The 21,014-nt window shown below is 68.4% G+C and carries 19 protein-coding genes; 8 read left to right on the forward strand and 11 right to left on the reverse strand.

Going from position 1 to position 21,014, the window contains the following annotated elements:
• Positions 1-35 precede the first annotated feature (35 nt).
• Positions 36-1,925: a DUF2207 domain-containing protein gene (locus ACWEOO_RS20935; protein ID WP_452144392.1), complete on the forward strand. Its 1,890-nt coding sequence runs from the start codon at positions 36-38 to the stop codon at positions 1,923-1,925.
• Between the two features lies 1 nt (position 1,926).
• Here the strand turns inward: ACWEOO_RS20935 and ACWEOO_RS20940 are convergent, their stop codons facing one another.
• The 3 genes from ACWEOO_RS20940 to ACWEOO_RS20950 are packed head-to-tail and all read right to left on the reverse strand — an operon-like array spanning position 1,927 to position 5,426.
• Entirely contained in the window at positions 1,927-2,454 is a 528-nt protein-coding gene (locus ACWEOO_RS20940) for a ferritin (protein ID WP_363711104.1), read from the reverse strand.
• A gap of 51 nt (positions 2,455-2,505) precedes the next feature.
• On the reverse strand, positions 2,506-4,413 hold the full coding sequence (locus ACWEOO_RS20945) for a DUF2264 domain-containing protein (protein ID WP_452144393.1): 1,908 nt from the start codon (positions 4,411-4,413) through the stop codon (positions 2,506-2,508).
• A complete protein-coding gene (locus tag ACWEOO_RS20950) occupies positions 4,410-5,426 on the reverse strand; it encodes a hydroxyacid dehydrogenase (RefSeq protein ID WP_452144394.1) in 1,017 nt (338 codons plus the stop codon). Before ACWEOO_RS20950 ends, ACWEOO_RS20945 begins: the two co-directional genes overlap by 4 nt.
• A gap of 133 nt (positions 5,427-5,559) precedes the next feature.
• On the opposite strand from ACWEOO_RS20950, the gene ACWEOO_RS20955 reads away from it, so the two are divergent.
• The 3 genes from ACWEOO_RS20955 (at position 5,560) to thrS (ending at position 8,785) form a co-directional block, all read left to right on the forward strand.
• Positions 5,560-6,492, forward strand: coding sequence for a proteasome assembly chaperone family protein (locus tag ACWEOO_RS20955; RefSeq protein WP_452144395.1), 933 nt, complete (start codon positions 5,560-5,562; stop codon positions 6,490-6,492).
• Positions 6,493-6,542: 50 nt separating this feature from the next.
• Entirely contained in the window at positions 6,543-7,388 is an 846-nt protein-coding gene (locus tag ACWEOO_RS20960) for an acyl-CoA thioesterase (RefSeq protein WP_452144396.1), read from the forward strand.
• 149 nt (positions 7,389-7,537) lie between these two features.
• A complete protein-coding gene (thrS, locus tag ACWEOO_RS20965; RefSeq protein WP_452144397.1) occupies positions 7,538-8,785 on the forward strand; it encodes a threonine--tRNA ligase in 1,248 nt (415 codons plus the stop codon).
• 42 nt (positions 8,786-8,827) lie between these two features.
• Here thrS and ACWEOO_RS20970 read toward each other — a convergent pair whose 3' ends face one another.
• Genes ACWEOO_RS20970 through ACWEOO_RS20985 form a run of 4 tightly spaced genes read right to left on the reverse strand, consistent with a single transcriptional unit; the run spans position 8,828 to position 13,068 of the window.
• The gene (locus ACWEOO_RS20970; RefSeq protein WP_452144398.1) at positions 8,828-9,685 is read right to left on the reverse strand and encodes a MaoC/PaaZ C-terminal domain-containing protein; all 858 of its coding nucleotides are present in this window, start codon (positions 9,683-9,685) and stop codon (positions 8,828-8,830) included.
• Between the two features lies 1 nt (position 9,686).
• Positions 9,687-11,033, reverse strand: a complete 1,347-nt coding sequence (locus ACWEOO_RS20975) for a 3-oxoacyl-ACP reductase (protein WP_452144399.1) — start codon at positions 11,031-11,033, stop codon at positions 9,687-9,689.
• An 8-nt stretch (positions 11,034-11,041) separates the two neighbouring features.
• Positions 11,042-12,319, reverse strand: coding sequence for an acetyl-CoA C-acetyltransferase (locus ACWEOO_RS20980; protein WP_452144400.1), 1,278 nt, complete (start codon positions 12,317-12,319; stop codon positions 11,042-11,044).
• A complete protein-coding gene (locus tag ACWEOO_RS20985) occupies positions 12,316-13,068 on the reverse strand; it encodes a TetR/AcrR family transcriptional regulator (RefSeq protein WP_452144401.1) in 753 nt (250 codons plus the stop codon). The genes ACWEOO_RS20980 and ACWEOO_RS20985 overlap by 4 nt, the downstream gene beginning before the upstream one ends.
• An 85-nt stretch (positions 13,069-13,153) precedes the next feature.
• Here ACWEOO_RS20985 and ACWEOO_RS20990 point away from each other — a divergent pair, with 85 nt between their 5' ends.
• Positions 13,154-14,491 (forward strand): acyl-CoA dehydrogenase family protein, encoded by a 1,338-nt coding sequence (locus tag ACWEOO_RS20990; protein ID WP_452144402.1) that lies wholly within the window; start codon positions 13,154-13,156, stop codon positions 14,489-14,491.
• 13 nt (positions 14,492-14,504) lie between these two features.
• Here the strand turns inward: ACWEOO_RS20990 and ACWEOO_RS20995 are convergent, their stop codons facing one another.
• Positions 14,505-15,842: a tyrosine-type recombinase/integrase gene (locus ACWEOO_RS20995; protein WP_452144403.1), complete on the reverse strand. Its 1,338-nt coding sequence runs from the start codon at positions 15,840-15,842 to the stop codon at positions 14,505-14,507.
• A gap of 74 nt (positions 15,843-15,916) precedes the next feature.
• On the opposite strand from ACWEOO_RS20995, the gene ACWEOO_RS21000 reads away from it, so the two are divergent.
• Positions 15,917-16,462: a hypothetical protein gene (locus tag ACWEOO_RS21000; RefSeq protein WP_452144404.1), complete on the forward strand. Its 546-nt coding sequence runs from the start codon at positions 15,917-15,919 to the stop codon at positions 16,460-16,462.
• Between the two features lie 190 nt (positions 16,463-16,652).
• On the opposite strand, the gene ACWEOO_RS21005 is transcribed toward ACWEOO_RS21000, so the two are convergent.
• Together ACWEOO_RS21005 and ACWEOO_RS21010 are read right to left on the reverse strand one after the other, a co-directional pair.
• Positions 16,653-16,943: a hypothetical protein gene (locus ACWEOO_RS21005; RefSeq protein ID WP_452144405.1), complete on the reverse strand. Its 291-nt coding sequence runs from the start codon at positions 16,941-16,943 to the stop codon at positions 16,653-16,655.
• A gap of 64 nt (positions 16,944-17,007) precedes the next feature.
• Positions 17,008-17,352 (reverse strand): hypothetical protein, encoded by a 345-nt coding sequence (locus tag ACWEOO_RS21010; RefSeq protein ID WP_452144406.1) that lies wholly within the window; start codon positions 17,350-17,352, stop codon positions 17,008-17,010.
• A 284-nt stretch (positions 17,353-17,636) separates the two neighbouring features.
• Here ACWEOO_RS21010 and ACWEOO_RS21015 point away from each other — a divergent pair, with 284 nt between their 5' ends.
• Complete coding sequence (locus ACWEOO_RS21015; protein ID WP_452144407.1) at positions 17,637-19,022, forward strand: helix-turn-helix domain-containing protein; 1,386 nt, start codon at positions 17,637-17,639, stop codon at positions 19,020-19,022.
• Entirely contained in the window at positions 19,019-19,909 is an 891-nt protein-coding gene (locus ACWEOO_RS21020; RefSeq protein WP_452144408.1) for a phosphotransferase, read from the forward strand. The genes ACWEOO_RS21015 and ACWEOO_RS21020 overlap by 4 nt, the downstream gene beginning before the upstream one ends.
• 13 nt (positions 19,910-19,922) lie before the next feature.
• Here ACWEOO_RS21020 and ACWEOO_RS21025 read toward each other — a convergent pair whose 3' ends face one another.
• The gene (locus ACWEOO_RS21025) at positions 19,923-20,546 is read right to left on the reverse strand and encodes a 3'-5' exonuclease (RefSeq protein ID WP_452144409.1); all 624 of its coding nucleotides are present in this window, start codon (positions 20,544-20,546) and stop codon (positions 19,923-19,925) included.
• Positions 20,547-21,014: the final 468 nt, after the last annotated feature.

A 21,014-nucleotide genomic window follows, 5' to 3' on the forward strand; every position in this document is an offset into this window, starting at 1 on the left:
CCACCCGGACCCCGCTCCTCGGTAGGGTCACGGGCATGCGTAGGGCACTCGGGGTAGTCGTCGGCCTGTTGTTCGCGGTCCTGGCACTGGCCGGCTTCGCGGTACCGGCGAGCGCCGGCCCGGCGGAGGCCGGGGACGAGATCGAGAACTTCGCGATCGACTACCAGGTGTCCACGGACGGCGTGCTGCACGTCACCGAGACGATCGACTACCGCTTCGCGGACAGCGGCCGGCACGGCATCTACCGCGACCTGGTGATCCGCGAGCCGTACAAGGACGACAAGTCGAAGGACCAGGAGTACCGGGTCTCGAACATCAAGGTGTCGTCACCCAGCGGTGCCCCGTCCGAGTTCACCGAGGACACCTATACCGGCAACCATGGCCGCTACCAGGAGCTGCAGCTCAGGATCGGATCCGCGGACAAGACGATTCCCGGCACGCAGGCGACCTATGTGATCAAGCACGACGTGCGCGGCGCGCTGCGGCACTTCGACGACCACAGCGAGCTGTACTGGGACGCGACCGGCACGGCCTGGAGCGCCGACATCAACCAGGTCGACATCAAGGTGACCGTTCCGGGCGGCGTGCAGAAGACGTCGTGCTTCCAGGGCCAGTTCGGCTCGACCGAGGAGTGCACGAGCACGGTCAGCGACGAGCAGGGCGTCTTCGGCGCGAGCAAGCTCGCCCGCGGCGAGGGAGTGACGATCGTCGCCGGAATCCCCGCCGGCGCGGTCCAGAACGACACCCCGATCGTGGTCGACCCGCCGAGCTGGCTCGAGCGCAACGGGGTGTCCTGGCTGTCGCTGGTCGGCTCCGGCATCGTGACCGCGGCCGCGATCGTGCTCGCCGCGCTCTACGCCAAGCTCGGCAACAAGGACCAGCGGTACGCCGGGATGCCGCCGGGCACGTTCCCGCCCGACGGTCTCGCCGCGCAGCCGGTCAAGGACGACCTGAGCGAGGACCAGATCCCGGTCGCCTTCGCGCCGCCGAGGATCCCGGTCGCCGAGGGCGGCCTGCTGATCGACGCGAAGGCGACGACCACCGAGACGGCCGCGACGCTGATCGACATGGCGGTCCGCGGCGGTGTCCGGATCGACAACGACGGCGACTCGCAGAAGGCGGTGCTGCTGAACCCGGCGGCCGCGACCGCTCCGCACGAGCAGGCGCTGATGCTGGGCCTGTTCCCGGGCCTGCAACCCGGCACGGAGGTGCAGCTGCGCCGCGGCGCGGTGGGCGACAACACCATGCGGAACGCGCACAACGCCATGATCAAGGCACTCCGCGACCAGGTGAAGGCCCGCGAGTGGTACCTGCGGATGCCGCGGGCCGGCGGCGGCTCGGCGTTCAAGAACGGCTTCGGCTGCGCGTGTATGGCGATGATCGGCATCTGGGTCGTCGGCGGCGGGATCTTCGGGACCATCGCCAGCGCCGCGACCGGCGGTTTCGGCCGGGCCGTCGTGGTGGCGGTCCCGGTGCTCGCGGTGATCGTTGCCATCGGCATCTGGATTGCGATCCGGGGCCGCGGGCAACGGAACCCGGCCGGCCGGGCGGTGACCGACCAGCTGATCGGCTTCCGGAAGTATCTGGCCACCGCCGAGGCGGACCAGCTGCGCTTCGAGGAGGGGGAGGACATCTTCTCGAGGTACCTGCCCTGGGCGATCGCGTTCGGCCTGGCCGACCGCTGGCAGAAGGTGTGCGAGCAGCTGGTCGCCGCGGGCCGGATCCCGGCGGACCCGTACTGGTACTCCGGCCCGTCCTACTACACGTCGGGCTGGACGGCCGGGGCCGTCGGCGCTTCCGTCGCCAGCAGCTTCGACCCGCCGCCGACGCCATCGAGCTCGGGCGGTGGCGGCGGAAGCTCGTCCGGCTTCAGCGGCGGCTCGTCCGGCGGCGGTGGCGGCGGCGGAGGCGGCGGGAGCTGGTAGCTCAGACGGCGCCGCCGGCGGTGGCCGGGGCGGTCGGGTCCGCGGCGGCGTCGCCGACGGCCTCGCGGGCCAGGAAGTCCTCGAGGTGGAAGAGGTTGTCGCCGGCCCGCTTGGCGACGTTCACCAGCGTCTTCATCGTGGACACCTCCTCGACCTGCTCCTTGAGGAACCACTGCATGAACTGCTCACCGATGTAGTCGCTCTCGTCACGCGCCGTCCGCGCCAGCGTCTCGATCTGCTTGGTGACGGTGATCTCCTGCGCCAGCGCGAGCTCGAGCGGCGCGAGCGCGTCCTTGAACTCGGACTCGACCTCGCCGACGGACGGGATCTGCGGCCGGACGTCCTTGTCCAGCAGGTACTGGACCATCATCATCGCGTGATTGCGCTCTTCCAGCGACTGCTTGTAGAAGTGCGCGGCCAGCCGGGGCAGATCCTGCTCGTCGTACCAGACAGCGACCGCCACGTACTGCTGCGAGGCGGTGAATTCGTTCCGGATCTGTTCCTGCAGGAGTTTCTCGTACGTGCTCATGCCGTCAATCTAACGGCCATCCGGCGAATACACACGCTTGGCGAGCCTGACCTAACCGGCGCGATTCCGTCCGAGCTCGACGACCTCCACGACACCGCCGGGCAGGCCGATCCGCACCGTCGTCCCGTCGACGCCGACATCGATGCCCTCGGCAAGCGCCTCCGGCCGCAACGCGTCCCGGGTCAGCAGCACGGCGTTTACCAGCACCAGCGGCTCGCCGCGATGCGGTGCGGTCAGGTACGGCGTCGCCGAGTGCGCCCCGAACGGGTTCACCCCGAGCCCGCGGTGCACGCCCGCCTCGTCGTACCCGTGCAGGCCGACCACCGCGGACACCAGGCCGTCGGCGTTCCGCGCCGCCGCGGCCACGTCGCTGACCGTTGCCACCGGCAAAGACTCGCCGGCGACCGCGAAGCCGCCGCTGCGCACGAGCGCCCCAGCCGGACCCTCGACCAGCGCACACCGGACCTCCCAGCCGCTGCGTACCACGGACGTGATCTCGATCGCCCACGGTCCCTCGGAGCCGAGCCAGGCGTTGTGCCATGACGACGCCGTCCGCCCGTCGACGCCGAGCCGCCGGATCCGCCCGCGACCGCTGGCCGTCCCGTCGGGTGAGACCAGCGAGATCAGGTTGTCGACGTGCGGCTCGTGATCGGACAGGTCCGGCCCTGCGTGGTTCGCGTACGCCAGCCGGTTGTAGTGCGGGTCACCCGCCGGCTCCACGCCGTCCGGCTCCGCCGCCGGCGCGTGGTCGGCGCCGTGGTTGACCAGTTGCACCACCTGGTCGTGACGGCTCCCGTGCAGGATCCAGCCCGGCTCCGGCATCGCCTTCAGCTGATCCGCGTCGTCGAGCGGGACGGAGTCCTCCGGGTCCGACCAGACCGGGTGCTCCGGCGGCAGGATCAGCCCGACGAACCCCTTCGAGGCCCAGTACGGCGAGCCAGGTCCGGAGTACTGCTGCGTGGTCGGCAGGAACGTGTCGTACCACCCCAGCGTCAGGACTCCGCGCTCGTCCGGCACACCGTGCTGCACGAAGTGCCGCGCGATCCCGGAGCACAGCCGCCGCGTCTCGCCCGGCGTCAACGGCGTCGAGTCGAGCAGCGCGCCCATCCAGTACGGCGCCGCGGCCGCCATCCGGTACGTCAGCGACCGGCCCTGGTAGATCGGGGCGCCGTCGTTGCCGACCAGGTGGACGGCGTCGTCCAGGAAGAGCTTGATCCGCTCCTTGTAGAGCTTCAGCCGGTCCTCGTACTGCGCTCCCGGCGTGGCGGCGGCCATCCGCGCCCACAGGCCCGGGTACAGGTGCATCGCCCAGCCGATGTAATTGTCGTAGTTCTGTCCGTCGCCGTCGGAGTACCAGCCGTTGCCGACGTACCAGTCCTCGATCCGGTCGAGGCCCGCGTCGATGTCGCTCTGCTCGAAGGGCGCTCCGACGGACGCGAGGAACTGCTCACTGACGACCTGGAACAGCCGCCAGTTGTTGTCGTGTGTCGTCGAGTTGTTGAACCCGCCGAGCCACTCCGCCACGTGTTCCTGCGCGCGGGTGTCGAGCCGGTCCCAGATCCACTCGCGGGTTTCGTGCAGCGACACCGCGATCGCCGCGGCCTCGACCATCTGCTGCGACCTCGGGGTCAGCCGCAGCCACGCCTCCGGGTGGTCCGGGTTCGCGCCGTTCGCTACGCCGCGCGCGTAGCGCTCGATCAGCTGCTCGCAGCCCTTGCCCTGGACGCCGGCGATCCGGAACGCGGCGAGCATGAACGACCGCGCGAAACCTTCCAGCGCGTCCGACGCCGTACCTGACCGGCTCGGCCGGCCGGGCAGCTCGACCAGAGAGGCGCCGGGGGAGAAGTACGGCACGAGCGAGTCGAGCAGATGGTCGGCCAGCGCCTCCCAGTGCGCCCGCACCCACCCTGTCTGGCGCGAGAGCTCGCGGTCGGTGTCGGGCAGGATGAGGCGGCTCATGCGAGTCTCCCGAGCTCGGTGGGGCTGATGGAGTGTTCGAGCGGCCGGCCGGTCGCGAGGCGTTCGAGTTCGCCGACGGCGAGCTCGCCGAGCCGGGCGATCTCGTTGCCGACGGCACCGGCGACGTGCGGGGTGACGAAGACGTTCGGGAGGTCGAGCAACGGCGAGCCCGGCGGCAGCGGCTCGGGGTCGGTGACGTCGAGGATCGCGTCGATCCGGCCGGTCGCGCACTCGCGGATCAGCGCCTCGGAGTCGATGATCTTGCCGCGGGCGGTGTTGATCAGCGAGGAGCCGTCCTTGAGCAACCCGAGCAGGCGCGCGTCCACCAGGCCGACGGTCTCCGGGAGCAGCGGAGCGTGCACGCTGAGGATGTCGCTACGCCGGAAGAGCGTGTCGTTGTCGACCAGCTCCGCGCCCAGCGCCGCGGCCTCGTCCGCGGTCAGGTACGGGTCGCTGATCAGCACCTCGAGGTCGAACCCGCGCAACCGCTCCGCGACCATCTTCGCGATCCGGGACGCCCCGAGCAGGCCGACCGTCGTCCCGTAGCTGCCCGGCATCCCGTGCGGGTCCGCCTTGCGCCGCTCCAGCCGGTACTGCGCCGCGAGCCGGAACGCCCGCTTCCCGGCCAGCACGATCGCGGCGACCGTGAACTCGGCGACCGGCTGCGCGTTCGCGGTGGCCGCCGACGAGACCTGGATGCCGCGGTCGAACGCGGACGGGTCGACGATCGCCTTGACGGAGCCGGCCGCGTGCAGGATCGCCTGCAGCTTCGGCGCCGCGTCGAGCACCTCCGGACCGATCCGCGGGCAGCCCCAGCCGGTGAGCAGCACGTCGACGTCCGGGAGCGCCGCCCGGACGGCGGGGTCGGCGAGAAAGCTGGTCCCGGGGCCGACCGGCAGCACGGTGGCGATCGCGTCGAGGCGCTGCCGGACCCGCGGTACGAGGACGCGGTCCCGGCTGGCGTCGTTCATCGCCAGCATGACGGTCAGGGCGGAATCTGGTTCGCGGCTCACGACGACAACTTAGCAAGCGCTTTCCGCAGCTGTCTCGCCGACCGCCGAGTCTTGGAACATCCTGAATCTTTCCGGCGGCCGGAATTACCGCGCGACGTCGTGGCGTTGGTCAAGGTAGAACTACCTCTCGGCCATGACGAAGGAGACGACGATGCTGCGACCGGACGACCTCTACGAGATCGTCGACGAGTCGGTGGCGACCGGCCCGGCGGCGACGCCGAAGGTGCTGGTGCACTCGCTGGACGGGTTCATGGACGCCGGCCAGGCCGGCCGCGTGACCGCGGACCACCTGCTCGAGGTGCTGGACCACCGGTTGCTCGCGCGGTTCGACGTCGACCTGCTGCACGACTACCGAGCCCGGCGGCCCGAGGTGACGTTCGCCGAGGACCGGTTCACCGACTACGACCCGCCGCACCTGAGCCTGCATCTGGTGACCGACGACGCGGGGGTCGACTTCCTGCTGCTCGAGGGTGCCGAGCCGGACAACCACTGGGACCGGTTCGCCGGGGCGATGCGCCAGCTCATCGAGCTGTTCAACGTGACGCTCACGATCGGCGTACACGGCATTCCGATGGGTGTGCCGCACACCCGGCCGCTCGGTCTGACCGCGCACGCGACGCGGCCCGAGCTGGTCACCCGGTCGAACATCTGGGACGGCGAGATGCGGCTGCCCGCGAGCGCCGGGACGATGCTGCAGGTCCGCCTGGGCGAGGCCGGCAAGGACGCGATGGGCTTCGCCGTCCACGTGCCGCACTACCTGGCCGAGAATCGCTTCCCGGGGGCAGCGCTGGCGCTCGTGCACGCGATCTCCGCCGCGACCGGCCTGCTGCTCCCTAGCAAGGCCCTGCTCGACGAGGCCGCCGTCACCGGCCGGCTGGTCGACGAGCAGGTCGAGGCCTCCGAGGACGCCAGCGCGGTCGTCAAGGCGCTCGAGACGCAGTACGACGCGGCCGAGGGCTCACTCAGCCGCAAGAGCCTGCTCGCCGACTCCACCCCGTCCGCCGACGAGCTCGGCGCCGAGGTCGAGCAGTTCCTCGCCGAGCTGAACCGCGACGACAACGAATAAGTCACAGCGGGGACGGCGGTTTTCAGCGCTCGCGCCTGTCAGGATGAGGCATGCCTGAGTCGTTGGAGGATCTGGTCGAGCTGCTCGACCTGGAGAAGATCGACGTCGACCTGTTCCGTGGTCGTCAGCCGCAGACCTCGATGCAGCGGGTGTTCGGCGGACAGGTGCTCGGCCAGGCGCTCGCGGCGGCCGCGCGGTCCGTCGACCCCGAGCGCGTCGTGCACTCGCTGCACGGGTACTTCCTGCGCGCCGGTGACACGTCGGTACCGATCGTGTACCGAGCGGAGCCGACGCGCGACGGCGGCTCGTTCAGCAGCCGCCGGGTGGTGGCGTCGCAGCACGGGAAGCCGATCTTCTACATGTCCGCGTCGTTCCAGCGGCCGGAGCCCGGCCTGGACCACCAGGACCCGATGCCCGACGACGCCGTACTGCCGGAGGAGGCGCCGCGGCTGGCGACGGTCCTGGAAGCGCAGTCGGGCCGGCCGGCCGCCGACTGGGATCGTGAGTGGGCGGCGCTCGACGTACGGCTGGCCGGTGTCACCGGCCGCCAGTTCTGGATCCGTGCCGCCGGCAAGCTTCCCGACGACCCGGCGCTGCACGCCTGCGTGCTGGCCTACGCCAGCGACCTGACGCTGCTCGGCGCGAGTCTGCTCCCGCACGGCATCGTGATCGGCGACCGCCGCGTCCAGCCCGCTTCGCTCGACCACGCGCTCTGGTTCCACCGCCCGTTCCGCGCCGACGAGTGGCTTCTGTACGACCAGTCCTCGCCGTCGGCATCCGGAGCTCGAGGGTTCGCCACCGGCCGGCTGTACACCGAGCACGGCAACCTCGTCGCCTCGGTCGCGCAGGAGGGACTCATTCGTCCCGTCGGTCTCGACTCCGATCTGCTAACGTAGAAACGTGTTCAAGCGCGCAGCAGTGACGACGACGCCGGAGTTTGTCCCGGCGCGCTGACACCTGACTGTCGACCGAAGCCCCGGGGCGAGTGCCCCGGGGCTTCGTCGTTCCCGTGGTCCCTCGCCCCTTCTCAGACGAGGAGACCACCATGTACGACCACCGTAAGATCGGCCGCGAACTGGGCCTGTTCGACTCCGACCCGCTGATCGGTGCGGGTCTGCCCTACTGGTTGCCCGCGGGCGCCGCGGTACGCCGCGCGCTGGAGAGCTATATCGCCGAGGTCGAGCGAAGAGCCGGCTATCAGCAGGTGTACTCGCCGGTGCTCGCCAAGAAGGAGCTGTACGAGATCTCCGGGCACTGGGCGAAGTACCACGACGACATGTACCCGCCGATGGAGATGGGCGGTGAGGAACTCGTCCTGCGGCCGAGCATCTGCCCGCACCACGCCCTGATGTTCCGCTCCCGCTCGCACTCGTACCGCGAACTGCCACTGCGGATGTCCGAACTGGGCGGCCAGTACCGCGCCGAGCTGTCGGGCGCGATCGGCGGCCTCAGCCGGGTCCGCGCGATGCAGCTGAACGACGCGCACATCTTCTGCCGGCTCGACCAGGTCGCCTCCGAGGCCGCCTCGGCGCTGGACCTGATCAATCAGGCGTACGCGGACATGGGCATCAGCGCCTCGCGCTACGTGCTCGCGCTGCCGGCTGTCGATGCGGAGTTCAACAGCCCGTCGAGCAAGTACGTCGGTGACGCGGACAGCTGGGCCGAGGCTGCCGAGATCCTGCGCGAGGTGCTGAAGAACGCGGGCGTCCCGTTCGAGGACGCGCCGGGGGACGCGGCGTTCTACGGGCCGAAGATCGACATCCAGATGGAGGATTCGGCCGGCCGGGAGTTCAGCCTGTCGACCGTGCAGATCGACTTCCACCAGCCGGCCGCATTCGGCCTCGAGTACATCGGTGCCGACGGCAACAAGCACCGGCCGGTGATGGTGCACCGGGCGATCGTGGGCAGCATCGAGCGCGCGATGGCGCAGCTGATCGAGGTGCACGGCGGCGCGTTCCCGGCGTGGCTGGCGCCGGTCCAGCTCGTCGTCCTGCCGATCTCCGACGACGAGGAGAAGCTCGCCGTCGAGGTCGCGCGGCGCGCGTCGGACCGGGGCTTGCGGGTGGAGGTCGCGCACGCCGACGAGGGCAGTCTGGGCGCCCGCATCCGCGAGAACCGGCTGGCGCCGTACGCCGCGGTCATCGGCGCCCGCGAGGCCGCGGCCGGTGCGCTGGCAGTCCGGGAGCGCGACGGCAACCGTTGGGATCCTGCCCCGATCGGCGAGGTTCTCGACCGGGTCAGGGCACAAGCCGATCCCCAGGCCCTCGCAATCGATCGTTCGGAGCCGGCGTGAGCGTGCCCGCGCCGCGAGGGCGCGATGGTGATGGCCTGGAGATCAGCTCTCCTGCAGCTGGCCGATCAGGTGGGTCACGTCGTGCGACTCGTCGTAGAGCGCGAAGTCGATCGTCTTGCCGGTCTGCTGGTGGCCGAACCCGACGCGGGACGGGAGCAGCAACGGCTTACGGAAGTCCACGCGGACCGTGAAGGCGTCCGGCAGCTCGCCGGCCCGCTGGATCGACGCCAGCGCGGCGGCCTTGGCCCACATGCCATGGGCGATCTGGCGTGGGAACCCGAACGCCTGAGCGGTCAGCTTGAACAGGTGGATGGGGTTCCGGTCGCCGGACGCCGAGGCGTACCGGCGGCCGAGGTTGCCGCGCAGGTCCCACCACGCGGTCGGGCTCAGCACCGGGTCGGGCAGCAGGTCGGCGTGCGCGTCGGGCGTCCCGGACGAGCGGCTGAGCAGCGTGGTGAGATCGCTCCACACCAGCTCGTTGCCGACGAAGACCTCGCTGATCACGTCGAAGACGATGCCTTTGGGGTGCGGCCGCTCCGGCGTACTGTGCACGCGGATCGCCGGTTCGGCGTGCAGCGCGATCGGCCGCTTCTGCGTGATCGTGTTGGAAAGGTGCACGATCCCCATCGGCTTGTACGGGAACGAGGGGTCGGACATCAGGTCCAGGTGCAGCGGGAACGCGAGCACGTGCGGGTACGTCGGGGGCAGCGCGGGCCCCGCCTGGAAGCCGGTGACCTCCCGGTAGGCCTGGAGATGGTCCTGGTCGATCGCGGACCGGGGCAGCTCGAGCGTCAGCCCGTCCTCGTCCGGCTCGTAGTCGGCGCGCCGCAGGGTGGCCTTGACGGTCCGCGCGTACAGCGAGCCGAGGCCGGGGGAGTCGTCGTACCGTCGGGTCGGCATGTCAGGCGCCCAGCATGCTCTGGCCGCAGACCCGGACGACGTTGCCGGTCACGCCGGCCGAGGCCGGATCCGCGAACCAGGCGATCGTCTCGGCCACGTCGATCGGCAGGCCGCCCTGCTGCAGCGAGTTGATCCGCCGCCCGACCTCGCGGATCGCGAACGGGATCTTCGCGGTCATCTCGGTCTCGATGAATCCGGGCGCGACCGCGTTGATCCGAATCTGCCGCTCCGCGAGCACCGGCGCCAGCGCCTGCACCAGCCCGATCACGCCGGCCTTCGAGGTCGCGTAGTTCGTCTGGCCGTTGTTGCCGGCGATCCCGGCCATCGACGACACCCCGATGATCGAGCCGCCGTCGCGCAGCGCCCCGGAATCCACCAGATGCTTGGTGATCCGCTCCGGCGCGCGGAGGTTCACGTCGAGTACGGCGTCCCAGGCATCGGTGCGCATGTTGACGAGCCGGCGGTCCCGGGTGATGCCCGCGTTGTGGACGACGATGTCGAGACCGCCGTGCTGCTCCTGCGCGTGCGCCGCGATCCGCTGCGCCGCGTCGACCGCGGTGACGTCGAGGAGCAGCTCGGTGCCGCCGATCCGGGAGATCACCTTGCGCAGCGGGTCCGCGTTCTGCGGTACGTCGACGCCGATCACGGTCGCGCCGTCGCGGGCCAGGGTGCCGGCGATACTCGCGCCGATGCCCCGGGCCGCGCCGGTGACGAGGGCGACCCGGCCGCTCAGGGGCCGTGTCGGGTCGTTGCTGACCAGGGGACCGGTGCCGATCCGCGCGACCTGGCCGTCGACGTACGCCGACTTGGGGGAGAGGAAGAAGCGAAGCGTCGAGTCGAGCTGCTCGTGCGCGTCCGGGGCGACGTACACGAGGTTGACGGTGGCACCGCGCTTGACCTCCTTGGCCAGGCTCCGCGTGAAGCCTTCGAGAGCACGCTGCGCGACCTGCTGCTCGGGGGAGCTCGCGAGCTCCGGCGTACGGCCGACGACGATGACCCGGCCGGCCGCGGCCAGCTGGCGGACGAGCGGGGAGAAGAAGCGCTGCAGGCTGGTCAGGTCCGCGGTCGAGCCCGCTCCGGTCGCGTCGAAGACGAGCGCCTTCGGCCGGATCTCGCTCGACGCGACGCCCTCGGTCGCCGTACTGAACGCGGCGCCGATGTCGCGCAGCAGCGCCTGGACCGCCTTGCCGGCGTCGGTCTCGCCGATCGCGCCGAAGACGACCGGCCCGTCGATCACCGATGCGCCCTCGGTCCAGCGGGGCAGCGGCAGCGGGTCGGGCAGACCCAGGTTCTTCACCAGCGTCTTGCCGAGCGGCGTCCGGGTGAAGGTCTGGTAGCGATCCGTCATCTCAGCTCCTACTTCTCGAGGATGGCGACGACACCCTGGCCGCCCGCGGCGCAGATCGAGATCAACCCGCGGCCGCCACCGTTCTCGTCCAGTTGCTTGGCCAGCGCGGCGACGATCCGCCCGCCGGTCGCCGCGAACGGGTGGCCCGCGGCGAGCGAGCTGCCGTTCACGTTCAGCTTGTCCCGGTCGATCTCCCCGAGCGGCGCGTCCAGGCCGAGCCGCTCCTTGCAGAAGATCGGATCCTCCCACGCCTTCAGGGTGGACAACACCTGCGACGCGAACGCCTCGTGGATCTCGTAGTAGTCGAAGTCCTGGAGGCTCAGTCCCGCTCTGGCCAGCATCCGCGGCACGGCGTACGCGGGGGCCATCAGCAGGCCCTCGGCACCCTTCACGTAGTCGACCGCGGCGGTCTGGGAGTGGGTCAGGTACGCGAGTGGACGCAGCCCGTGCTGCTCCGCCCACTCGTCGGTGCTCAACAGAACCGTCGAGGCGCCGTCGGTGAGCGGCGTCGAGTTGCCGGCCGTCATCGTCGCGGTCTCGCCCTTGCCGAAGACGGGCTTCAGCTTGGCCAACTTCTCCAGCGTGGTGTCGGGCCGCAGATTCTGGTCCTTCTCGAGGCCCAGGTACGGCGTGATCAGGTCGTCCTGGAAGCCACGGTCGTACGACTTCGCGAGATTCACATGCGAGCGGTAGGCCAGCTCGTCCTGCGCCTCGCGGCTGATGCCCCACTCCAGCGCGGTCAGCGCCGCGTGCTCGCCCATCGACTTGCGGGTCCGCGGCTCGGCGTTGCGGGGGATCTCCGGTACGACGTCCTTCGGACGGACCCGGGCCAGCACCTTCAGACGGTCCGGATACGTCTTCGCGCGGTTCAGGTCGAGCAGGATGTTGCGCAGCCGGTCGTTGACCGCGACCGGCGCGTCGGACGCGGTGTCGACACCGCCCGCGATCCCGGCCTCGATCTGGCCGAGCGCGATCTTGTTGCCGACCAGGATCGCCGCCTCCAGCCCGGTGCCGCAGGCCTGCTGGATGTCGTACGCCGGGGTGGTCGCGGCGAGCTTGGACCCGAGGACCACCTCGCGCACCATGTTCCAGTCGCGGGCGTGCTTGAGGACCGCACCGGCGACGACCTCACCGACCTCCTGGCCGCCCAGGCCGGCGCGGTCGACGAGACCGTTCAGCGCGGCGGTGAGCATGTCGGAGTTGGAGGCGTGCCGGTAGGTCTTGTCCTGCCGGGCGAAGGGAATCCGGTTGCCGGCGACGACAGCCACCTTGCGGGTCTCGGTCACGATGTCTCTCCTGCTCTGGCGGAGCGGGTGGTGGGTTTCTTGGCTGCTGTCTTCTGATTCAGGGCCTTGCGGCCGACCGCGGTGGCGAGCGTGGCGGTGATCGCCGTCGACCGGACGGTGCCGACATCGGCATGATGCACCACCGGATGCCCCGGTTGGCTGCCCGACACGATCAGCCCGACTCTTGCCATGTGCAACGATCCGAGCGTCTGGGTGTAGAGGTGGTTCGCCAGGTAGGCGGTGTCGACCTCGTCGAAGACCCCGGCGCGCTGGCCGGCCTGGAGAACCTTGGCGATCCGGTCCAGCGCGGCCGCCATCGCCGTACCGAGCTTGATCATCACCGGCTCGGTGATCTCGCCGAACAGCTCCTCGCCGGTCCGCCGCAGCAGGCTCATCGCGCAGTCGGTGAACGCCGGGTAATCCAGGCAGAAGTCGACGAACGTCTCGCTGAGCGCCTTGAGCCGGTTGAGCGGCGCTCTCCGCGGGCTGTCGTTCTGCTGCAGCAGGGCGTCGAGCTCTTGGAGGTAGTCGACCAGGGTGAGCGCGAACAGCTCTTCCTTGCCGGCGAAGTGCCGGTAGATGAGGGCCTTGTTGATCCCGACCCGCTTGGCGATATCGTCGATCTGAGCGTCGATCGTGCCGCGCTCGTCGAACAGCTCGCGGGTGGCGCGGATGATGTCCCGCTCCCGGTCGCGACGACGCTCCGCCGTGGTCCGGCGGCGTCCGATCGCGAGCAGCGCGGAGCTCATACGTCGATCTTAGCCACAGTGGTACCCGTTGGTGCAAACGACAGTTACACTCGTCGGTAACTTCCCGGATTCGTGAGGATGGTTGATGAGCGACCCTGTGGTGTCCGCAGACGTGATGGCGCTGGCCGGCGAGCTCGGCGCCGAGCGCTCCAAGCCCGAGTGGAACACGTTCTCGCTGGCGATCAACGACGAGCAGCGCGAGATCCGCGACTGGGCCCACACGTTCGCCGCCGAGGTCATCCGGCCCGCCGCGGCCGAGTGGGACGAGCGCGAGGAAACGCCGTGGCCGATCATCCAGGAGGCCGCCAAGGTCGGCATCTACGGCCTGGACACGAACGTCAACCTCTTCGTCGACCCGAGCGGCCTGCTGATGCCGCTCGTCCACGAGGAGCTGTTCTGGGGCGACGCCGGGATCGCGATGTCGCTGAAGGGCACCGGCCTGGCCTCGTCCGCGATCTTCTCCAACGGCACGCCGGAGCAGTGGAGCCAGTGGATGGGCCGCTGCTACGGGACGCCCGACGACGTACGCGTGGCCGCGTTCTGCTCCTCGGAGCCGGGAGCAGGGTCGGACGTGTCCGCGATCCGTACGCGGGCCGTCTTCGACGAGCGTTCCAACGAGTGGGTCATCAACGGGCAGAAGGCGTGGGCCACGAACGGCGGCATCGCCGACATCCACGTCGTCGTCGCCACCGTCGACCCGTCACTGGGCACCAAGGGCCAGGCCGCGTTCGTCGTACCCAAGTCCGAGGTCCGCGGCCTGGAACAGGGCACGAAATTGCGGAAGCACGGCCTGCGCGCCTCCCACACCGCGGACGTCTTCTTCGACAACGTCCGCATCCCCGCCGCCAACGTCCTCGGCGGCAAGGAGAAGTTGGACGCCCGCATCGCCCGAGCCCACGAGGCCCGCGCCGCCGCCGGCTCAGGCTCCTCCTCCGCCGCGGCCGGCCGCAACGCCTCGATGGCCACGTTCGAAATCACCCGCCACATCGTCGGCGCCCAAGCCGTCGGCATCGCCCGCGCCGCATACGAGGTCGCCCTCGACTACGCCAAGACTCGCGAACAGTTCGGCCGCCCTATCGTCGACAACCAGGGCATCGCCTTCAAACTCGCCGACATGGCCCTGGAAATCGACGCCGCCCGCCTCCTGGTCTGGCGCGCCGCCAACATGTCCGCCGCCCTCATGCGCGGCGAAACCCCCGACTACCGCCACGGCGAAGGCTCCATGGCCAAACTCAAAGCCGGCGAAGTAGCCGTCCACGTCACCGAACAAGCCATCCAAATCCTCGGCGGCAACGGCTACACCCGCGAATACCCAGTAGAACGCATGCACCGAGACGCCAAGATCTACACCATCTTCGAAGGCACCTCCGAGATCCAGCGTTTGGTGATCGCCCGAGCCATCTCAGGCATGCGCATCAGGTAGGCGTTTCCGCAGGTCAGAACCCGATTCCAGGGTCTTCCAGGTGCAGGCCGCCGTCCGGCTCCCAAGAGGTGGTGGGGGAGCGTACGGCGGCCTGCTCCGTGGCTGCTCCGTGAGATTTCAGAGAGAAGAGACGAGAGAGTCTGGAGTCCACAGCCTTCCGCGCCCGCTCGTGCGACGACGGCAGCATGTGGGTGTAGAGCCTCAGCGTGAACCCCGGATTGCTGTGACCTAGGTACTCAGCCAACTCCTTGATGTTGACCCCATCCGCGAGGGTGATACTCGCGAAGTAGTGCCGCAACGCGTGCATCCCGTTCTCCCGACAGGACACGTACTGCCGCCGCCCGCGCCGATCCGTCTTCGGCTCCGCGATCACACCCGCGTAGAACAGCGCCGGCTTCCACACCAACTCGTCGTACGTCCGAGCCCGGATGTGCTTGTCATCCGTCCACCGGAACATGAGCTTGACGGTCCGCGGCTCCCCGTCCGTCTTCTCCCAAGGCAGCGTGTACGGGCGTGGCGTGTGAGCCTCGATGTGCTCTTTGAGGATCAAGGCTGTCCCATCAGACATCGGTACCGTCCGCTCGGTGTCGTTCTTCGGCAACGCGAACACGAACTCCGGCCCAAGCTTCTTCACCTGCCGGCGCACATGAATAACCATCTCGTCGAAGTCGATGTCCTCTTCCGCGAGCCCGAACAGCTCGCCCTGCCGCAGTCCGCACGCCGCTCCGACGGATGAGATCGGCCTGTACTCCGGCGCGTGCCCCTCAACAATCCGGCACACCACTTCGTCGCTCCAGGCGACCGTCCTGCCGCTCTTCTCCGCCGGCACCTTGACTGCCCGACCCTTCGCCGGGTTCTTCTTGATGGCCTCGTCATCGACAGCAATCTCGAGCGTTCCATGCAACACGAGGTACGCCGTACGCGCGGTCGACGGCCCGAACCGCGCATCCAGATCGGCGACCCAAGCCGCAATCTCCGACGGCTTGATCGTCCGCAACTGCCGCCGTCCAAACACCGGATCCACATGCAACCGCAGCGACGACTCGTACCTGATCAACGACGCCGGATCCACCACCCGCGAAGCCAACCACCGCCCCGCAACCTCCCCAAACCGAACCTTCCCAGCCTCCGGATCGATGTACTCCCCACGCTCCCGATCCGTCTCCATAGCATTCGCATGCCGCTCAGCCGGCCCCTTCGTCCCGAAGGCCTTGGTCCGTTCCCGTCCCTCCGGATCCACCCACCCCGCCAACCACCGCTTCCCCTTCCCCCACCGCTCATTCCGCACCCGCGCCGGACCCCCGTCAGCCCGCTCCACCGGCCGAGTCCAGAGATCCTTCACAAAAGCCACCGCATCGCACCTCCGCTACGTTGATGTGCGGGGGCTCAACGTCTGAGCCGGGGAAGAATTGACTCGCACAGTAGATGGAGACCTTCGGTTTCCATTCGGGTCCGGCCGGCCATGGAGGTGATTCGGTGTCGCGGGCAGCGGGGTCAGGTACACCTAACGAGCCAGAGCGTCGGCTCTATGTCGATCACGTACGAACCTTTGAGACGCTCGCCGACCTTCGCGAGGCCAGTACCGCGATAGTCAGGGCTACCGCCGAGGAGCAGCGATCGGCCGAGATCTCTGGAATTCCAACGACGATCACCAAGCTCACAGTGACGAACGTCGTCTGGGGGAAGGTGGCGGGTCCAGATGTCGAGCTCAGGCAGCTGGGCGTCGCCGGCCAGCTCGGCAACGCGTCGGAGATACTTGAGTCCGGGGCCGAGTACCTGATCTTTCTCGTACCGAGTACCGGTGCGGACGATGCTGCTCCTAACCGCTATCTCATCGCCGGTGACGTTGGACTGTATGAGCTGCACGGTGAGCAGTACGTGCTTCGTGGCGGCGACCTGCCACCCGAAGGCCGCAACAGACTGCCGGCCAAGCTGGTCGCCGCAACGGCAGAAGCCCAGGTGACGTCCTGACCGCGGCACAGGTTCGACCTCAGGCGAGGGGTACGCCGCGCTGCGTCCGCTCAGGTTCAGGGAGCTGAGCGGACGCAGCTTCGGGGCAGGAACGCCAGCCGACTCAGTGAGGTGGATCAGGTGGGCTCCCGGTGGAGCGGCGGAACGGACGCGAGGTGCAGGGGACTTGAGGAGAACGTGAGATGTCCCCTCAGCACGTCCGCTCCGCCGGATTGGTGGCGATCAGGACTTCGTGAGCGCAGTGGCGGAGGTGGTCCCTGATCTGCGCCGGATTCCCAAGTACGGCGAGGTGGTGCAGGCTCGGCACGACGAGCGGCTGACCTTCTGCCTCCAGCAGTGACTCGAGTAGGTCGAACGCAGCGCTGGGTGGTCCGGGCTCTTCGACGTACACCTTGGTGAGGTGTAGCCCGTGCTCGGTCGCGAACGCCTTCAACTGCCGACGGATCGCGAGAAGTTCGCCGGCATTGCGCACGAAGGACATGGAGACGAATCCGAGAGCTGGCATAGCCGGCATGTGCACCACTCGTTCCTGACGGTCGAGGTGCCTAGTCGGCGACCACGATCGTGATGCCGTTGGACTCAAGTCGCTGTCGTACGGACGACGGGTCACCGGCGACCTCGAGGTGCTGTAGGTCGGGCGTGATGATCATTCGCTGCGCCTCCTGCATCACGACTGCGAGCAGATCGTGGAAGGCCTCAGGCGATGTCTCGATCTCTTCGACGTGAATCGCGACCAGCTCCGCACCGCGGGCCTGAGCGGCGTCGACAATGAGCTTCCGAGCGTTAGCCAACTCGTTCTCGTTCATGAGGAAGTGCTTCCGGATGTAGCCGTACGCCCGCATGGCGTCGCCCCGCTCGTGGTGATCCGTACCTGGAAGAGTGCTAGTCATCTGTCCCACCGCCGCGTCATTCGTTGCGGCCGGACAGGTCTCGCACCAGGTCCGTGATCATTGCGACAGTCAGGCCCGCAGTCAGGCAGATCACGATGAACAGTGGCGTCGTCATGGTGGGCGTCCTTATCGTTGTTGTAACGCTCTGTATCCACACCATGGCCCTCTGGCGGCGGACGCCACTACAGGCAGTGCTCATCGAGCCGACCTATCGGCGGTGCCGATAGACGCACCGGATGCGCTCGGGCTAACTTCACAGAGCCGCCTAGGGACAAGGAGTGACGATGACGGCAACGCATCCGGTGCTCAAGCCGTCGTGGTGGGATCAGCCGGAGATGCGTCCTGTCCTGGCGTCACGTGACGTCGCAGGCATCTTCCGCTGGCTGCAGCGGCACGGCTGGAGCCAGACCCAGATCGGTGCCCGCACGTGTCAGTCCCAGGGCGAAGTCTCAGAGATCCTCAACGGCCGCCAGGTCAAGGCGTACGACGTCCTTGAACGCATAGCTGACGCATTCGAGATTCCCCGTGGACGGATGGGGCTCGCATACAGCTCATCTGGCCGTGGCGGGAGCGATGAGTCGCGCGAACTGACCAGCGACGATCGCAGGAACTTCGCCGGCGCGGTGGCGAGCGTGGCGTTCGGTGCGGTCAATGAGCAGGCTCGAAAGTGGTTGCCCGACGTACCCAGCGGTGTGGCTTCTGTGCCGTCGGCGATTTCCGAGACCGACGTGGAACAAATCGTGTCGATGACCGCCGAGTTCCGGAAACTCGATCAACGCTACGGCGGGGGAGCAGCGGTCGACGCTGCCCGTGGTTTCTACGGCTATGCACGGCGGATGATCCACTCCACCGCCGATCAGCGCACACACCGGGACCTCAAAGTGTCCCTGGCCGACTTCAGCAGCATGCTGGGTTGGTCGTTCCATGACATCGGCGATCAAGCCGCGGCTCGACGCTTCCTGATGAACGCACTCGTGCTGGCCAAGGACGCGGACGAGCCATCGCTGGCCGCGTCGATCCTGTACCGCCTCGGTCGGGTGAGCATGCAGGAAGCCCAGCCTGTGGAGGCCTTGAAGATGCTTCAACTTGGCCAGCTCGCGGCACAGGACGCCGGCGATCCGGCCGAGGTCGCGAGACTCCACGCCAACGAAGCCCTGGCCTACGCGATGCTCGGCAAGCACGATCACGTAGTCGATGCTCTCGCTCGCGCGGAACACGAGATGGGTCGTGCGGACAAGCGCCGAGTCTCTCCATGGACCACGCTGTACTTCACTCCTGGGGACTACACGGGGCATCAGGCACTGGTGTACAACTCTCTGTCGGGCTTCGCGAAAGAGGATGCACAAGCCCGCGAGTACGCCGTACGCGCGGTCGCATTCGCACAGCAAGCAATCACCGAATCTGGGCCCGACAGATCGCGTCGGAGCCGGACCTTCGATCGGATCATCTTGTCGACGAACCTGCTGCGTACGAACGAGCTGGACGCCGGCATCGACGTCGCTCGTGACGTGATCAGCGAAACGCAGCATCTCCGCAGCGGCCGCGGTATGAGCCGCCTCGCCGAGATCGGCACCGCAGCCTCACAGCACACCGACAACTCGGAAGCTGTGGATCTGGTACACCAGCTCGAATCCGTCCGCACAACCGCGCCGAAGGCACTTACCGCATGACCAACCTGTCCCCAGAGCTCGACCAGCGGCTCAAACACGCACTCAAGGGCATTTGCCAAGAAGCCGGCCTTCTCCCGGACGAAGCCGAGCTCATCAAGTACACGAACAACGCCGTCTACCGCCTTCCCTGCCAAGGTGTTGTCGTCAGATTCGGCGCAGGCGACCTCGCCAGCCAACGCGCCGACCACGTTGCCCGAATCGCCACCTGGCTGGAACGCCACGACGCACCCGCTTCAAGGCTCGCGCCTGGTCTGACCCAGCCCGTCCTGTTCGAGAACTACTCAGCCACGATCTGGAACCTCCTCGAAAGCAGCAACCCAGCATGGACCGGAGCCGAACTGGCTGCTCCACTACTCGGCTGGCACAAGCTCGAACCGATGCCCAGCCTCAAACCCTGGGATCCCTTCGGCAGCGCCCGCGGCCGTCTCGCCATGGCCGACGGCCTCACCGCCGACGACCACGCCTGGCTCACCGAGCAGTGGGCCAACGTCGAAGCCGACTACCGCGCCCTCATGCCTGACCTCCAGATGGGCCTGCTCCACGGCGACGCCTACATCGGCAACCTGCTACGAGAGCCCACCGGCCGCTTCGTCCTGTGCGACTTCGACGGCACCAGCATCGGCCCGCTCGCCTACGACCTGGTGGTAGCCGCCGTCAGCGCCCTCCGCTTCGGCGCCACCCAAGACCACGAAGCCTTGGCCACCACCTACGGCCTAGATGTCACCACTCTTCCTTCATGGCCAACGCTCCGCCGCATCCGAGAACTGGTCCTAGTCACCAGCGTCATCACCGACCTCCGCAACCGCCCCGACATCGCGAAGGTCCACGCGCACCGTCTGGCCACCCTCAGATCGGGCGCCAACGAACTGTGGCACCGGTACAAGTAGTGGTTGTCGCGGCTCAGAACAGGGTCGCGGCTGCCTCATCCGCCGCATGGCTCGTTGCGACCTTCCTGACTGCGGCATCCAGCAGCTCGGCGAGTGCAAGCGGCTCGCGGCCTGGAGGCGTCGCGAGATGCAAGAGGAGCCGTGCGCAGACGAGCGCGTCGTAGGTCGCTCGATGCGGCACCAGGTCAGTCGGAAGGCGCCTGGCTAGGCCCAACGCGTCGACAAGCGGCCCGAGCTGGTACGAGTCGCGACCCGGAAGCAGCCGTCGAGCGAGCTTGAGTGTGTCCACCACGCGAGCAGGTTGGGAGCCCGGCAATTCGCGGCCTAGCACCCCGAGATCGACACTGGCGTTGTGGGCAACGAACACCTTGCCGCTCAGCGCCTGGCGCAGTTCGGGCTCGATGTCGGCAACCATGGGAGCGCCTACGACCTGGTCGTCCGTGATCCTGTGGAACCGTCGCGCCATCGAGGTGATCGGCCTGGGCGGTCGTACCAACCAGCTCCTCGGTTGGCCGATCGAGCCGGCCGTGATCGCGACAATCGAGATCTCAACAAGATCCGGTGGCCGCTGCCCGTTGCCTTCGACGTCGACAACGGCGTAGTCGAATGCCGTCCACGGGTCGGTAAGTTGCGCCATCCCTCGTCGCCTACCTCCGCTGATCGTGCCACCGGGGCGGTCGCGTGTGCGCCGTCCTGTGCTGTGAACGTGTCGAGCCACACCAAGTCTGCCGCTATCGGTTGCTCCGGTTCTGCATCCGAACCGGCGCGCGTCGCGACAACTGGTGCGCCATGCGCTCGCGGCATCCGGCTGAACCCGAACTGCGTCACGCTCAGAGCCAGGACGGAATCAGTGCTTGTGGCTTGGCTGCACTGGGCCATCTCATCTCCAAGATCCGTACGGTCGCCGAGGCCACGGCATCGCGGTGACCAAGCGCTTCTGCGCACGGGAAAGTGCCTCCCGGAGCGTCGCGTTGGCTTGCTGGAGTTCGGTGAGCTGGTGCTGCAATCGGTCGGCTTCGGCGAGGAGCACATTGACGTGTTCGGCCTCGATTGCCTCTGCCGAGCGGACCCGCCGGCGGCTTCGCCAGTTGCGGAGGCGGCAGCG

The sequence above is a fragment of the Kribbella sp. NPDC004138 genome, assembly GCF_053603655.1.